The sequence below is a fragment of the Myroides odoratus genome, from assembly GCF_965118575.1.
Lineage (GTDB): Bacteria > Bacteroidota > Bacteroidia > Flavobacteriales > Flavobacteriaceae > Flavobacterium > Flavobacterium odoratum_B.
Genome location: NZ_CBCPHW010000019.1, coordinates 19,217 through 34,371 on the forward strand (window position 1 = coordinate 19,217; position 15,155 = coordinate 34,371).

A 15,155-nucleotide genomic window follows, 5' to 3' on the forward strand; every position below is an offset into this window, starting at 1 on the left:
TATCTTATACTTTTTAAAGTAAAGTTAATTTGTTTTTTATTCGTTGTATTAGTGATACATTTAAAACAATACACTTGTGTTTTGTTATCCTAAATTTAGGAGATTGCTTCCATAAAAGGAACAACATTTATCCTAAGGTAGAAGCGTACAATTGTATATCCTAATGAAATAAATAATAGCAACGAGTAACCTGTAAAATTCCATCATTATGCAAAATAAAACAATAGCAAAATCACTTATTTTAGGTTTCTCAGTAGTCTTAGGTTTTTCTTTATTGGGATTTTTTATTTTCAAAGGACTAAAGACCTTTAGTGATAAAGATCGTGTAGTAACCGTAAAAGGATTAGCCGAAATGAATATGATGGCGACCTCTGCTACCCTTGTGATTGATTTTGCAATTTCAGGGGATGATTTACAACAAATAATGAAGCAAACCGAACATAAGAAAAATACGATTATTGCTTATTTAACTACGCTTGGCTATTCCCAAAATGAAATTAAAATCGATAATGTAGGGGTAAGTGACCAAGAAAAGTATCATGAACTCCGTTGGGAAGATGGACGACAAGTGTCAGTAAAAATAGACCGATATACGATTACACAGCAACTAACCATTGAAACAAAAGACATAAAAGAAGCAGAAAACAGAACCGCTCAAATCAAATTAGATTTAATTAGTAAAGATTTGACTTCCAATATAGAACCGATTTATTCTTTTCCTGAACTAAATTCAGTTAAACCAGAATTAATAGCGGAAAGCACAAAAAACGCACGTATTGCGGGTGAGCAGTTTGCGAACGATTCTCAAGCTAAATTAGGCAAGATAAAAACAGCTTCACAGGGACAAATCACTATCGTAGGAAGGTATCATTTTGAGGAGGAGGGCATAAATAATGTGCTGAATGAACCCTATATTCAGAAAGCTAGAGTAGTAAGCACGATTGTTTTCTTTTTAGAATAACAGAAACCTTAAACAAGTACATCAAGTTGTCGTTTCATCAATACTATTATTTAAAGTAGCTTTATCAAAAAACAAAGGAGTACTACTACCAGATTATAAGTATAAATTGCAGATTTGTTTGTGTTTTAATGATTGAAATGTGTGTAGTGTTTATAGCCTAAAAACATCACAGGCCTATAGCATTCCTCTGTCGGAGTGAAAAATAAGTGCTCCTGATGGGCTAAGGGTCAATTAATCTTTGCCATTTTAAAAGCAGTGATACTGGTTTGTCCAGCATGCATTCTGTTGCGTAAAGCCCAACCAATCACCTTGCGGTCATATATATCAAGAACCGAGGTCAGATAAGTCCAACTTTTTTCCAATCGAAGATAGGTGAGATCTGAAACCCAAACTTGATTAGGCCTAGTGATAATAAATTCTCGATTTAAGTGATGTTTAGCCCTTGTAAATTAAGGCTGAGAGTCTGTAGTAATTTAAGAAGTTTGTCTTTTTTTTTATTGGGTACAATGCCTAAATTTACAACCACGCGTGTTGGTATTGATTTAAAAAAGATGCGTTTAAAAAACGAATGAAAAATATATTACTTATTATTGGTAGCGCTAGTGTTCAATCTGCGAATCATACCCTAGCGCAGTATATTAAAACTAATACTTCTACAAGGTTAAATGTTACTCTTTTTGATAAACTGACAGAGTTACCTCATTTTGTACCAGAATTATCTAGTGAGAATACCCCCAAAGAAATAGTGAATTTCCGAAATTTAGTAGACGACTCTGATGGAGTTTTAATTTTGACCCCCGAATATATTTTTAGTATTCCTAGTGGGTTAAAAAATGCATTTGAGTGGTGTGTGTCTACAACTATTTTTGCAGATAAACCAATGGGATTAATTACTGCATCAGCTAGTGGAGAAAAAGGACATGAAGAGCTAATGCTAATTGCTCAAACCTTAATGGCTAAGTTTATTCCTGAAACGACAGTATTAATTAATGGGGTAAAGGGGAGAATCGATCAAACAACGAATGAAATTGAAATAAAAACAAAACGAGTTCTTGATCAGTTTATACTTGATTTTACCAAGCTATTAGAAAGAGAGTGATAAGATATCCTGTCTTTTTAAAACATCAATAGTGTAGTAAATTAAAAGAGGGTGATGAAATCACTTCTCTTATAAATCAGCTATTTTCATTACTCGTAAAAATAGATACTTTAGGGTATTCCTATAACTTCTCCTGTTTGGATGAATTGGGCTTATTCAGCGTTGCTCTTACAAAAGAATCCCGCGAAGTCAATACCATTGTTTCAGTTGCTTTTGTATTTGTATCCTGACAGCGAGGAGGGCAAGGCCGGATTGGCTGAAGCGCAGAAAGGAATATAGTACTATAATTCTCGATTTTATTTCCTATTAACCCAGAAGAAAAGGGATTTTATTTGCTTTTTGGGATTGGTAAATACAAAAAAGGGAAAGACTATCTCGGTCTAATAGATGCAGCAGATTTTAGTTTTGCCACAACTACTGATAAGTATAATTGATCTTTTTGCCTTGATTTGTTTCCAATTTCGCTCAAAAAAACGAGGTGTAATTCATTTTATAAATAGATCATAAGGATTGTAGTTAGGGTAGGATTTAAATATTCATACACTAAAGGATTGTTTTGCGTTATTTAATACTAATTCATTTCATAGCTGATGTTCAGAGAGATAATTTCTGTGTTATTCAAGGTTTTTACTTAAAGTATTATTTTAAAGGTTTTATCAGTGAGAAGTAATAGAACTGTGTGTATTCAAAATTTAACTGCTTCAGTAAATCTAGATATAAGAAGCACTATCTGTCGAATTTGGAGATGTCCAAAAATAAGGAAGCCTACAATTGATGTGGTTTGACTTTCATTTAGTATTATTTCGGTTTTTATTTTTAGTATAATTTATTGTATTTAATATGGTGTAATTAAAAATAAATTGATACTTTTAGTATTATTTATATTAAAATTAACCTAAAAAAGCACTTAAATCGAATTGTAAAAATGAAAGAAAAAACTACTTTATTTGAGGAATTGCACCCGTTAAGAGGAAGTGATCAGTATCCTTCACAGGAGATAAAAGAAAGATTAATCGATTTATATCTACCTGTCTCTGTATCAGATTTAGCGGTCAATTTATCTAATATTACCTCCCAATTTTATGCTTTGCAGTTGCAGTCGACTGGAGAACAATATGGAGTAGATGAAATACGTTTACAGTCAGAAAAATTATTCTACAAGCTTGGGAAAGTAAAAGCAGAACAAGCTTTGGCTAAAGATCCCAATATGGATCGCGATTGTAGATCCCTTATTTTGGTTGCTATTTCTGCTATTTATACCTCAAGCCCTGAGTTTAAGTTTCAGGTGAAGGAGTATACTCCGGATTACGCCGTTATTGAATTGAGGGGAGTTGATCGTTATCACAGAGCTGCTAAACAATATAAAATCGATCAATATATAAGTTTTCCAACTTTGGTAGCTTTTTTGGATGGAATCAAAGATTATCTTCAATTAAGAGAGGTAACGATAGAAGTAGCCCGATGTTCTTATGACGAGAACTCAAATATAGCATGTACGTATATATTTAAACAAAATCGTTCATAATATGGAGCATTTATATGATTATATAGGAGAGAACTATCCTTATTTATTTCCAATGAGTAATGTGGTTATGAATGAATTAACGCTAGAATATACTACTACTATTAGTTCACAGAATCAGTTCACAGAATTTAGTAAGATAGTGCAAATAGCCGCTTCATTAGGCAGTATATCGCTATTGAGTGCCATGAAACTTTCTTCCAAAACTTTTTTCTTAGGTGAAAAACTTCGAATGAGAAAAATTCCCAATACTATTGTAGAGGGGGAATTAAAGTTTTGTACAAAAACGCTTTCATTCTCAAAACGAAAAGGGAAGGTCTTATTGGATATTTTTGATAATCAAGCTCAATTGGTGTATACCGCTGAGTTAGAGTATGTGATTTTTGATGAAGCTTCTTTTCATCAAGTTTTTAGTAGTTATTATACAGAGAAGATTCCTGTAGAAAGTCATTCAATTGATAAAGAGATAGAATTGAATTTAGTTAAACCATCTTATTTTAATGTTCATATTCCAGAAGTTACGAGCGAACAATGTAAAGGGCATTTTGATAATTATCCTATTGTACCAGGCGTTTTGATTGTGAAGCGATTGTTAGAAGCCATTGAAAAAATATTTAAACTTCAAGGTGAAGAACTTCAAAACAAAACATTAGTAATAGATAGTTTCGAAATTTTTCTAAATGCAGCTATTCCAATCCATAGAGAATTAAATTCCTTGGTCCATTATCGTCAAATAGCTAAGGATAGTTATTTGTTTATTTGTCCCATTAACGATCATAAAACAGAATATGCCAATTATGTGATTACCGTGACGCTTTATTAAAATCACGTCCAATTCGCAAAGAAGATAGGGTACTGTCTCTTAAAGAGTATAAGTTCAAAATAAAATTGTTTTTTTGAATTAATGACAAACCCTTTGTAGATCCAGATTATAGAGCATTTAAATACTCTATAATCTGGATCTACTACTAATCAGACCTACTGTAGAAGGCCGATAAATAGTAAATAATACGCTCTTTTTACTTTAAAAATCAAATGTTTCCAAAGTGCGGATTCCTGTATCCAAAATGCAGATAGTAGAATTTTGTGGGTTATTTAACAATCACACCCTCAAATTCCTTGTTTTTTCAAGGGTGGAATTCATGAACTAATAGAAAAAAAGTAAGATTAGAGTAGGTATGAATGGGTAAACCCCTTTTTTGATAAAAGAATAAGCCCATTTTGAAACAAAAGTTCCTCCACAGCCTTACAAATCCAATTAGATTTAGGAAATTTGAAGAAATACCGATGAACATGATAGAAAATCAAATTAATGCAGATGAGTTTGTTTCCAAGTTCATGGATGCGAGTCTGAGTAACTTGACTTATATTCGCACGCCAATTAAGATTTTTTCACTAAAGGACATAGCGCCTTTTTTGAAAATTCCGATACCACCCATCATCTTTGGTTATAATTTATTGATCCATCTCACAGAAGGGTATTTTACACAGCAGATCGAATCAACTACTTTTATGGTTGAAGCTCCTGCTGTTTTAACCTGTAATTACGGTCATATATCTGCCATTCAATCCGTTGATAAATTAGCACAAGGGTATTGTGTCCTAATTAAAGAGCATGCCATGACCTCTATGTTTCGAGAAACCCAAATCTTAAATATCTTTACGATATCTCCCTTACTCAATCTCACTACCCAAACCAGTGCAGAACTCGAGAGACTGCTTGACTTGCTGTATAGCGAAATATACAGCGAAGCACCTTACAAAGAGCTGTATGAAAGTATCTTTAAAACGATTGCCTTGAAGATAATTAAACTCTCAGATTCTACGAAATCCTTAGAGCGTAAACAAGAAATTGCAATTACGTTCAAACAACTCGTCCATTTGCATTTTAATAAGCAAAAGACCGTTGATTTTTATGCCGATCAACTTAAGGTATCCATCAATTACCTCAACCGATGTGTTTCTGCCGTGTATAAAAAATCCTCCAAGCAACTCATCTTAGAGATTGCTATTATTCACAGTCAACTTTTGTTATTGGAAACCAATAAAAGTGTAGCTACCATTGCCTATGAATTAGATTTTGCCGATCCTTCTTATTTTGCGCGTCTTTTTAAAAAAAATGTGGGAATTACACCTTCAGAATATCGTAAAATATAAGTACATGGATGTACTATAATGCACGATTTGTCCTATATTTTATCTAAACCATCATATTTGTTTCTCTTTCAATTACTTATCTTTGTTCAAAGATTTGCTCAGTTTTTATACCACTACTTGCTGTAATGTCAAGGCAGTATTTGAGGTAAAAAGTATAGGTACTACCAAGCAATCGGTGATTTATTTAATTGATAACAGAGAATAGAAATGAATACAGTAACAGAAAACAGTGATTTTAATAGTTATATAAAAGAGTTCAAGCAACATCTGAAGCATTTGTTTCGCGAGAAATATGATTACAATACGATGGGACTTAACCGTGATTTTCCAGCTGAATTACTCGCGGAAGTCATGGACAAAAAACCCTTATCTGTAGCTATTCCAACAATGTATGGCGGTAGAGGTGTTTCTGTAAAAGAATGCCTGCAAATCCTTTCAGCAGCCTCTTATGAGTCTTTGGCTCTTTCCCTGACCTTTGGTATCAACATTGCGCTTTTTTTAGAACCTTTAGCTAAATATGGACAAAGTGCTGTTCAGGAGAGAATCTTTAAACAGTTTATGGAAAACAGTGCCATGGGCGGATTAATGATAACTGAAAAGGCCTTTGGAAGTGATGCTTTGAATATGAAAACAGCTTTCAAGCAAGAAGGAGAGATGTTCCATATTAAAGGACAAAAACACTGGCAAGGTTTAAGTGGAGCAGCTGATTTTTGGTTAGTAACCGCTAGAGAGGTGAAACCCAATGGTGAATTGGCAAGAGATATTGATTTTTTTGTCTCCGAAAATAAGCATCCCGATCAGCATATTCCGATGACCCATCGCTATAATAACCTAGGTTTATATGCCATTCCTTACGGAATCAATGAGATTGATATAGCTATACCAGCAGAACAAAAATTAGTAGCGGAGAGCACAGGAATTAAATTAATGTTAGATACACTTCATCGCAGTAGACTCCAATTTCCAGGTATGGGATTGGGCTTTATCCAAAGACTGTTAGATGAATCCTTGGCACATTGTCAAGAAAGACAAGTGGGAGGTACCTCTTTATTGAATATAGATTCAGTAAAATACCAGCTTTCAAAAATCCAAGCGGCTTATACCCTATGTTCAGGGATGTGCCTGTTTAGTGTGGAAGAAAGTGGCATTGACAAAAACTTAGCCCTGATGAACATTGAAGCCAATGTGCTTAAAGCCTTAGTTACCGATTTGATGCAAGAATCGGCTCAAATTAGTTTACAATTAGCAGGAGCAAATGGGTATCGATTGGATCATATTGCGGGTCGTTCCCTAGTAGATTGTAGACCTTTCCAAATTTTTGAAGGATCAAACGAAATGCTTTATGGACAGATTGCTGAAGGTGTATTGAAATTAATGCGAAAAGAGAAAGAAACGAACGTATATGGTTTTATGCAAGGGTATGAACGCACCAATTTGAGTGTAGATTACTTTAAATCTCAATTGGATTTTAATGTGGACAGCACTTTAAAACAACGCAATATGATACTGATTGGTAAAATGATTTCACGCGTTATCGGTTTTCAATTTGTACTGAAAATGAATGGTTTTAATGCACAATTAGTTGAGATTACGCGTCAAAATGTGCTTTCAGATTTGGCAGCTTTTCATGGACAACTTAATTCGCAAAATGATATTGATCCTGTTGTGGAGTATACGATAAATTCAGATTGGACTACTTTTTAAAAAGAGAAAAACTGCAAGTTTAAAGCTTGAATAACCCATAAGAAATGCCCCATAAAGTTAACTTTATGGGGCATTTCTATTCGAATTTGAAAAAACATAACAAATTAGAAATAAGGTTGTTTATACAAAGGGAGTACTAGGGAATTAAAGTTGAATAATTCCCGCACCAGATATTCTTCCACTGGCATGAACAAAATCATTCATCGTTTGATTCTGTGCCGGAGTTAATTCACTGTAATTGATATTGAGTTTGGAGCGACTCATAGCTAAATCAAAAAGCTCTTTTTGAATCTCTTTTTGTCTTCCTGCATCCGTAGAGGTCTTGAATTCCTGTACTAGATCAATCTCTTTTTGATAAGAGGCAATTGCGTTCGCTTGAGTTATATCTGGAAGTCGCAATTCCAAAGTATTCGGTTCTGTAATTGTATTTTCACCATCGGTAACCTTGTTTTCTTGGTGATACCCTTTATACTCAGCGGGTAGTACTTCTTCGTAAAAAGCAATAAACTCCGTTTTCGTAAAGAACTTATTGAAGAAGTTGCCCACAGTATTCTTATTATAAGATACTTGTTCTTCGGGATAAGCTTCCCCAAGAAAGTAGGTACATCGATATAAATTATTATCAATAAACAGCGCCTGAGTAGATTTAATATTATCTTCATAAAGAACCCCATCAATTAGGACTTCCTTTGCTGAAGATCCAAATTTATCAAAGTTTCCTTCCGAGGCATATACCATAGAATATACATAATGAGGAGCTAAAGTAGGGTTGATAATACCACCCGAATTTTGTTTGAATACATTAAACTTCGTCTTTTGTTGCTCATACGTTAATTCATGTATACCCGCACTTAGTGTCAGCTTTTCAAAACTTTGAGGCGCTAGGGTATAGGACTGGTCATCAATATAGACTTTTATTTCCTTATCCGTCGGATTGGAGACATAAAAATCTTGTCTTTGAAAGGGATCATTACAACTGATGAAGCCAATAAGGGTTAACAAAAGGATTAAGAATCGTAATTTCATAGGAATTTATTTATTTTTTTTAGGGGGGCAAAATTACAGTTTAGAATATAGTAATCCTAGGTTTTAAAGAAGGATATTTAAACCCTTTTGGTTTTGAGTTTCTTCGGTAAAAAGTCTATTTTTCCGAACAACACTCGAACAATACCCGAACAACACCCGAACAAAGTACCCAAAAGAAGCATTAAAAGCATGAATTTCAAGTCCTTTTTCATAAGGATAAGTGTGAAATATTCTGTCGATTGTACAATCAATTCTAAGAAGTGCCTAAAAAATAGGATCACGAGTTAGACTCCTCAGAAATAAGATTCTTGAAAGTAAATAGCTAAAATAAGAAAAAGAAAAAAGCTTAGCCAAAAAGTTAAGCTTTCTTGCTACTTTTTAGTTCTCAAATTGTTTAAACACGATACTTGACGTATGTCCGCCAAAGCCAAACGTATTATTCATAGCTACTTTAACGGACTTGTGTTGCGCAATAGTAGGCGTTAGATTCAGTTGCGAACTAATTGCTGCATCGAGTTCCGTGAGATTAATAGTAGGAGGTATGATGCCCTGTTCAATACTCTTGATACACAAAATAGATTCTATAGCACCTGCAGCACCCAAAAGATGACCCGTCATGGATTTGGTTGCACTGATGTTTAACTGCGGTAAATGTGCTTTAAACACCTGTTCAATGGCCTTGCATTCACTAATATCTCCAACGGATGTTGAGGTAGCATGCGCATTGATATAGTCAACATCTCCTGGAGTTAATTGAGCCTCTGCCAAAGCAGTTTGCATCGCGACAATCGCGCCTTCCCCTTCAGGATGTGTGGCTGCTACGTGATACGCATCGGAGGCAGCGCCATAGCCAACCAATTCACAATAAATCTTAGCGCCTCTTTGTAGGGCGTGTTCTAACTCTTCCAACAGCAAGATACCAGCCCCTTCACCCGCAACAAATCCCGTGCGGTTGGCATCAAAAGGTCTAGACGCTGCGGCGGGATCCTCATTAGCTGTAGATAGCGCTTTCATCGCATTAAAACCCGCAATAGCCGATCGACAAATAGTTGCTTCGGTTCCTCCTGCTAAAATGAGTTCTGCTCTTCCAAGGCGAATCGCGTCAAACGCACTGCCTATCGCATTATTCGCTGCTGCGCATGCGGAGGCTACAGCATACGTAATCCCCTTTAAACCATAGCGAATCGATAGCTGACCAGCAGCCATATTCGAAATCATCTTGGTGATGAAAAAGGGATTGAATTTAGGTTGAGTAGTATCTTTTGCAAAATTTAAAATCTCTTCTTCTAAGGTTTCTAGTCCACCAATTCCCGTGGCTATAATCGCACCGATACGATGCGGATTAATAGACGTCAAATCTAACTGAGCATCTTGTAAACACTCTTCTCCTGCTGCTATGGCATATTGGGTAAACAGATCCATTTTTCTTGCTTCAGGTTTCGTAAAGTAACGCAAGGGGTCAAAACCTTTCACTTCACAAGCGAAAGTGGTTTTGAAATGGGTGGCATCAAAGTGAGTGATAGCCGCAGCTCCGCTTTTTCCTTGTATGGCATTAGTCCAAAAGGTATTTACATCATTTCCCAAAGGCGTGATAGCTCCGAGGCCTGTAATAACAACTCTTTTCATATTGTGGTAAGTTTATACTTACTAATAAGTAAGTGGTGAGTTTAAAAAAATTTACCTATCAAAGGATAGGGGGCAAATATTTTATTTTAATTGTTCTAAAAGTGAATAGCAATAGTTTTTATAATCGACGTATTTTTTTACGCGAGCGAGTTGTAAACTCGCTACTAAACTAGATAAGATCATAAAAGCACGTTGATGTTCTTCTTCTTCAAACTGAAAAATACCCGCTTTTTTTCCTTCAACTAAGACGCTAGCTAACCAATGAACAATTAAGTCCACTATTTTTTTAACTTCTACTTGAGTTGTAGGAAAAAGAGTTTCAATATCTGTACTTAAAGCACCTACAATACACAGTTTACGCTCTCTTTGGCTCTTAATGTAAATCTTGATAAACGTCTCTATTTTTTTACTAGGATCAAAATCCAACGCTTCCATATTCGCTATCATTTCTTCAAAACGCTGAATATTCGTCTTTACAATACTAGTTCCCAAATTCTCTTTACTGGCAAAATAATAGTGAATCGCGGCATTCTTAATACCTAACTCCGTGGATATATCTTGGTAGCTAAACCCATTGTATCCTTTCGTTAAAATCAATTCTTCTCCAAGTTCCAATATGCGCTCTCTTGTTCCAGACATGCTTTTCAATTTAATGACAGAACAATATTACTTACTAATTAGTAAGTAAACAAATTTTTAGCTAAAATTTAAAAGAGAGAGGACGAAAAAAAGAAAATCTGTTGCTTGAGTATGGCTATTTTTAGCACTTGTAATACCTACTTGTATAGCGCTGTTGAAGATTGAAGAGAGGTACATGCCAACTAATAGCTAGATATGAAAATAAAAAGTAGTATTTTTCAGGCACTTGATTTTTTTTGTATTTAACATTCAAGAAAGGCGAGAACAAAAGTGAAATAAATAGTAATAAAGTTTAAGATGATCAATTACAACAACAAAACCTTTAGGCCAATTAGCAATACCGAAAATGGAGAAACTTCTAAGGATACGATTTTTCATTACCAACAAGAAGGCAATATTTTAACTTCAGAATACAAAGGAGGTAAAATAAAAAAGGGACACTTGATAGGACTTGTCGATGAAAGCGGAAATATTGACATGAGATACCATCAAATCAATACGGATGGGGAATTGATGACAGGCATTTGTAAATCAACGCCTGAAGTTCTACAGAACGGAAAAATTAGATTACATGAGGTTTGGACTTGGACATCTGGGGATCAATCAAAAGGAACATCAATTCTTGAAGAAGAATAGCGGCTGTCTTGATAAAATGCCTGTTCATGTGTGTTTATTTTGTTAATTATTAATTTAAGTTTAAAATTTAAATAGTGTATATTTAATTTAACAAAAAAACACACGAAAAATGAAAAAAAGAAAAAGACTTTTACCTGTGCTTTTACTAGCGCTGTGTAGCCTATTTATTGTGGCTTGTTCGGACGATAACACGTCGAATAAACCAGAGGATAATTCGTTGTATAAGGCAGAATCTAACTATACGTTAGACCAACTAGAACAAGCCTCTAGGATTGCGATTATGACGTATCGAATGCCTGGAATTAAAGGTTCTGAGGTTGAAGCGACGGCTTTGGTTTTCTATCCAAAAACACAAAAACCGAAGGATGGATGGCGCATGATCGTATGGGGACATGGAACTGTAGGCGTAGGCGATGCCTGTGCACCAAGTAATAAACCTATTAGCGCTAATTTCAAAGTGTCTCTTCAAAGACTTTTAGAAGAAGGGTATGTAGTAGTAGCTCCTGATTACGAAGGGTTAGGTACTCCTGGTATTCATCCCTATTTAAATTTAAAAAGTGAAGCCTTATCGTGTATTTATGCGGTTAATGCACTCAAAGCGCAATACAAAGAGGATTTTCAAGGGGATTGGATGTCTTCGGGCCAATCACAAGGAGGACAAGCTTCGTTGGGTGTGGCAGAATACGCAGCTAAGGATGCAACGTATAAAGGAACAATAGCAGGCGCTCCAGGATCAGATATGGAAAAAATCATGTTTGACGTTGCTCCTAAAGCGTTACAAGCTATGGAGCGACAAGAAAATAAAGCGGTACCGCCGATTGCTTTAGAACAGCGAAATTCGATTGTTACCTATGCTACCTTGTTAGCTTATGGTGCTTTATCTGGTGTGGGACTCAAAGCGGATACACCTACTTTTGATTATACGATCATGTTTAAGGGAAGAAGTAAGGCTTTTGCTTCTTTAGCGGAGGGCACAAATGGAGATAATGGAGCGTGCTTAGATGAGGTCAGAAATGCTTACAAGACGGACATTGTTGCGTTTATGATGGAGGATACTTCCCGTAAAGTAATGGATTATCCAGGTTTAGATGAAGACGTATTTAAAACCAATGTGGTTATACAAAAGTCACTGCGCGATAATCAACCCGGAACGAAAAGGATAGATAACCCCGTTTTAGTTATCCAAGGAACTGCCGATACCAATGTGCCTTATACCATTACGGTAGACTTAGTTCAACAATTGAAAGCGCTAGGTTCTCCTCACGTTGAGTTACTCTTGGTAGAAGGGGCTTCACATACGCAAGCGATTGTTCAAAGTACGGATCAACTGATTTCCTTTGCTCAAAAATATCTACCTAGTAAATAGTCATAATACTTTGTGCAGTTAAAAGACAACAAGTCGATTATAGCGATAGATAAACTAAAAATAAGCTTGGATTTTAGATTCAGGCTTATTTTTTTAAGTCCTACAAAGAAACTTATTTTTTGTTTTACCTTTGCAAACCAAAATTCGTTGTCCGCAGTAATAGATAGACCAATGAGCAGAAATACAGCCACAAACCGAAAAATAGTAAAAGACAAAATCGCCAAGAAAAAGCAAAAAGAGCAAGAGGCAGAAGCCAAACGCAAGGCCCTTTTAAAAGAGATTGTCAACCAGTTTACCATTAAAAAATAAACCGTCCACTTGTTGATCTGAACATCAGGCTGAGGCGATTTAAAAATATCGCAGCCTACTTCTTCCTTAAGCCTACCATCTTTTACTACTAGCAAGTGACTCATTTCGAGTTGAATACAATTATTTGGTCTTTTTACCTCTACTCAAAGAAAAATAAAAAGATACAAATGAAACAACGAATAGTAAATGCATTAAATAAACAAATATATAATTGTTAAAATATTAATACAACCTCGCTTTATGTGAGTTATTTTTTATTTTTAATCGTTATTTAATTGTTTTAGGTGTATTTGTGTTAATTTAAATCGACTTTTAATCCATTTGTGTGGATTGACCTAATTCAATCGGATACCAACTATATTTGATAGCTAATATGTAGATTTTTATCTTTTTTTACCTGTTATTTTTTGCCTTTTTTAGAATAAATAAAGAAGTAGGATGCATAAAAATCACAGTAACTTTTACGCATAGATTTCTTCGTTTTAGTTTGTATAGAAGTTTTTGTAAAACCTGTAGTGTCGCAGGAATCTATTCTGACTTAACTTCTATGTAAATTAAGGGTTTTGGCTATTAAAGTATTAATTCGTATTAATTTATAAAAGTCTCCCTATGAAAACGAAGTTAATCTCTTTTGTTCGCTATTTTTTTGTATTGCTGTTTGTGTATGCAGCTACAAGTAAGCTCTTGGCTTTTGATACCTTTTCTGTGCAACTTACTCAATCTCCGATAGTAAGTACATACGGGCATCGTATTGCATATCTCATACTCTTGATTGAATTTACCGTTGCTTTACTACTTGTTAACAAGCGAACGAGACGAATCGGTTTGTATCTGAGTTATGGGTTGATGGTTGCCTTTACCTTTTACATCTATTTGAGTATCAATTATAGTGATTTTATTCCGTGTTCCTGTGGTGGAATTCTCGAAAAAATGGACTGGAATACGCATCTTTGGTTTAATATTGGCGTAAGTATCCTAGCATTGATTGCCCTTTATTTGGTAGAAGCGAATCCGCTAAGATTTAGTATCTATAGTGTTGTACTAACGATAGCTAGCGGTACTTTGCTAGTAGGCTTGTTTTACTCTTCCGAATACAGTGTCAAAAAAGAAAATCCCTTTATTCGAAGATTTTTTCCGCATGCAATATTCGAAGGCCAAACCTTAGATTTGAAAGTTAATTCGTATTATTTTGCTGGTAGTGAGAAGGAGAACGTGTATTTGGGAAATTATGCAGCGCCTTTGCATTTTATTGCTGTTGATTCGGCAAAGCAAACCCATGCGTTTACGATTCAATTAGATTCCGTAAAGCGGAAATACACCCAATTGAGTTTCAAAATTCGATACCCTTACTTCTTCTTAGGAGATGGTTCTTTGGCACTTGTTTTTAAAGGGCGATTAGATACCCGAGATTCGATTAAATTGACGCAGATTTGGAGCGAAAAAACAGCTTTTTTCTCTGATTTTATTCCCCTTGATTCTAATCGAATGGCTTTTAAAGCAATACTCCAAAAAGACTATCAACCAGTGTTAGGTCTTTGGAGCAAAAACAAAAAACCAGAACTACAACTTGCAACAACTCTTTTGGAGCCAAAAGCAAATGGTTTATTTGATTCAGATGGAATCATGCGTTTTAGTGCGGAATACCAATCACTAATCTATATCTACTATTACCGCAATCAATTTTTTCAAACGGACAAAAACTTGGCATTAATTCAACGACAACAAACCATAGATACAACACGCTTGGTAGATATAACCACAAAACGATTAGCTTCGGGTGAGCACAAGATGACAAAACCCGTTTTACCTTTGAATGCAAAAGCGAGTATTCACCGCAATCTCTTGTTTATTATCTCCAATTCGATAGGCAAAAATGAATCTCTAATACTTTGGAAGAGCAAGCAAATTATCGATGTCTATGATTGGAAAGAAGATACATATGTAGGCAGTTTTTATGTCGACCACCTAGGGGAAGATAAATTAACTGATTTTTGGGTCACAGATTCCTATTTCTATGGCCTATTTGAACAGAAACTTGTTCGTTACAAAATGGCCAAATCGCTAACCAGTAAGTTTCTATAAGGAGTGGCGCTGCCTTACTTAGGCGCTT

At 35.1% G+C, this 15,155-nt stretch carries 14 protein-coding genes; 10 read left to right on the forward strand and 4 right to left on the reverse strand.

Annotated features, from left to right (window positions below):
* Window positions 1-208 precede the first annotated feature (208 nt).
* A complete protein-coding gene (locus ACMHJ2_RS14575; protein WP_413513600.1) occupies window positions 209-961 on the forward strand; it encodes an SIMPL domain-containing protein in 753 nt (250 codons plus the stop codon).
* Between the two features lie 227 nt (window positions 962-1,188).
* Here ACMHJ2_RS14575 and ACMHJ2_RS14580 read toward each other — a convergent pair whose 3' ends face one another.
* Window positions 1,189-1,374, reverse strand: coding sequence for a DDE-type integrase/transposase/recombinase (locus ACMHJ2_RS14580; protein ID WP_413513638.1), 186 nt, complete (start codon window positions 1,372-1,374; stop codon window positions 1,189-1,191).
* A gap of 155 nt (window positions 1,375-1,529) precedes the next feature.
* Here ACMHJ2_RS14580 and ACMHJ2_RS14585 point away from each other — a divergent pair, with 155 nt between their 5' ends.
* The 5 genes from ACMHJ2_RS14585 to ACMHJ2_RS14605 all read left to right on the forward strand — a co-directional run bounded on the left by ACMHJ2_RS14585 (window position 1,530) and on the right by ACMHJ2_RS14605 (window position 7,443).
* Entirely contained in the window at window positions 1,530-2,060 is a 531-nt protein-coding gene (locus ACMHJ2_RS14585) for an NADPH-dependent FMN reductase (RefSeq protein ID WP_413513601.1), read from the forward strand.
* 925 nt (window positions 2,061-2,985) lie between these two features.
* On the forward strand, window positions 2,986-3,585 hold the full coding sequence (locus tag ACMHJ2_RS14590) for a hypothetical protein (RefSeq protein WP_413513602.1): 600 nt from the start codon (window positions 2,986-2,988) through the stop codon (window positions 3,583-3,585).
* A 1-nt stretch (window position 3,586) separates the two neighbouring features.
* On the forward strand, window positions 3,587-4,405 hold the full coding sequence (locus ACMHJ2_RS14595) for a hypothetical protein (protein WP_413513603.1): 819 nt from the start codon (window positions 3,587-3,589) through the stop codon (window positions 4,403-4,405).
* Between the two features lie 470 nt (window positions 4,406-4,875).
* The gene (locus ACMHJ2_RS14600; protein ID WP_413513604.1) at window positions 4,876-5,739 is read left to right on the forward strand and encodes a helix-turn-helix domain-containing protein; all 864 of its coding nucleotides are present in this window, start codon (window positions 4,876-4,878) and stop codon (window positions 5,737-5,739) included.
* 207 nt (window positions 5,740-5,946) lie between these two features.
* The gene (locus ACMHJ2_RS14605; protein WP_413513605.1) at window positions 5,947-7,443 is read left to right on the forward strand and encodes an acyl-CoA dehydrogenase family protein; all 1,497 of its coding nucleotides are present in this window, start codon (window positions 5,947-5,949) and stop codon (window positions 7,441-7,443) included.
* Between the two features lie 144 nt (window positions 7,444-7,587).
* Here ACMHJ2_RS14605 and ACMHJ2_RS14610 read toward each other — a convergent pair whose 3' ends face one another.
* From ACMHJ2_RS14610 to ACMHJ2_RS14620, 3 genes are all read right to left on the reverse strand, one after another.
* The gene (locus ACMHJ2_RS14610) at window positions 7,588-8,469 is read right to left on the reverse strand and encodes a hypothetical protein (protein WP_413513606.1); all 882 of its coding nucleotides are present in this window, start codon (window positions 8,467-8,469) and stop codon (window positions 7,588-7,590) included.
* A gap of 378 nt (window positions 8,470-8,847) precedes the next feature.
* Entirely contained in the window at window positions 8,848-10,095 is a 1,248-nt protein-coding gene (fabF, locus tag ACMHJ2_RS14615) for a beta-ketoacyl-ACP synthase II (protein ID WP_413513607.1), read from the reverse strand.
* Between the two features lie 81 nt (window positions 10,096-10,176).
* On the reverse strand, window positions 10,177-10,734 hold the full coding sequence (locus ACMHJ2_RS14620) for a TetR/AcrR family transcriptional regulator (RefSeq protein WP_413513608.1): 558 nt from the start codon (window positions 10,732-10,734) through the stop codon (window positions 10,177-10,179).
* A gap of 297 nt (window positions 10,735-11,031) precedes the next feature.
* Between ACMHJ2_RS14620 and ACMHJ2_RS14625 the strand changes: the two genes are divergently transcribed.
* From ACMHJ2_RS14625 to ACMHJ2_RS14640, 4 genes are all read left to right on the forward strand, one after another.
* Window positions 11,032-11,370, forward strand: coding sequence for a n-acetylglutamate synthase (locus tag ACMHJ2_RS14625; protein ID WP_413513609.1), 339 nt, complete (start codon window positions 11,032-11,034; stop codon window positions 11,368-11,370).
* A gap of 109 nt (window positions 11,371-11,479) precedes the next feature.
* The gene (locus ACMHJ2_RS14630) at window positions 11,480-12,736 is read left to right on the forward strand and encodes an alpha/beta hydrolase family protein (RefSeq protein WP_413513610.1); all 1,257 of its coding nucleotides are present in this window, start codon (window positions 11,480-11,482) and stop codon (window positions 12,734-12,736) included.
* 171 nt (window positions 12,737-12,907) lie between these two features.
* Window positions 12,908-13,045 (forward strand): hypothetical protein, encoded by a 138-nt coding sequence (locus ACMHJ2_RS14635; RefSeq protein ID WP_413513611.1) that lies wholly within the window; start codon window positions 12,908-12,910, stop codon window positions 13,043-13,045.
* A 609-nt stretch (window positions 13,046-13,654) separates the two neighbouring features.
* Window positions 13,655-15,127 (forward strand): MauE/DoxX family redox-associated membrane protein, encoded by a 1,473-nt coding sequence (locus ACMHJ2_RS14640; RefSeq protein WP_413513612.1) that lies wholly within the window; start codon window positions 13,655-13,657, stop codon window positions 15,125-15,127.
* Window positions 15,128-15,155: the final 28 nt, after the last annotated feature.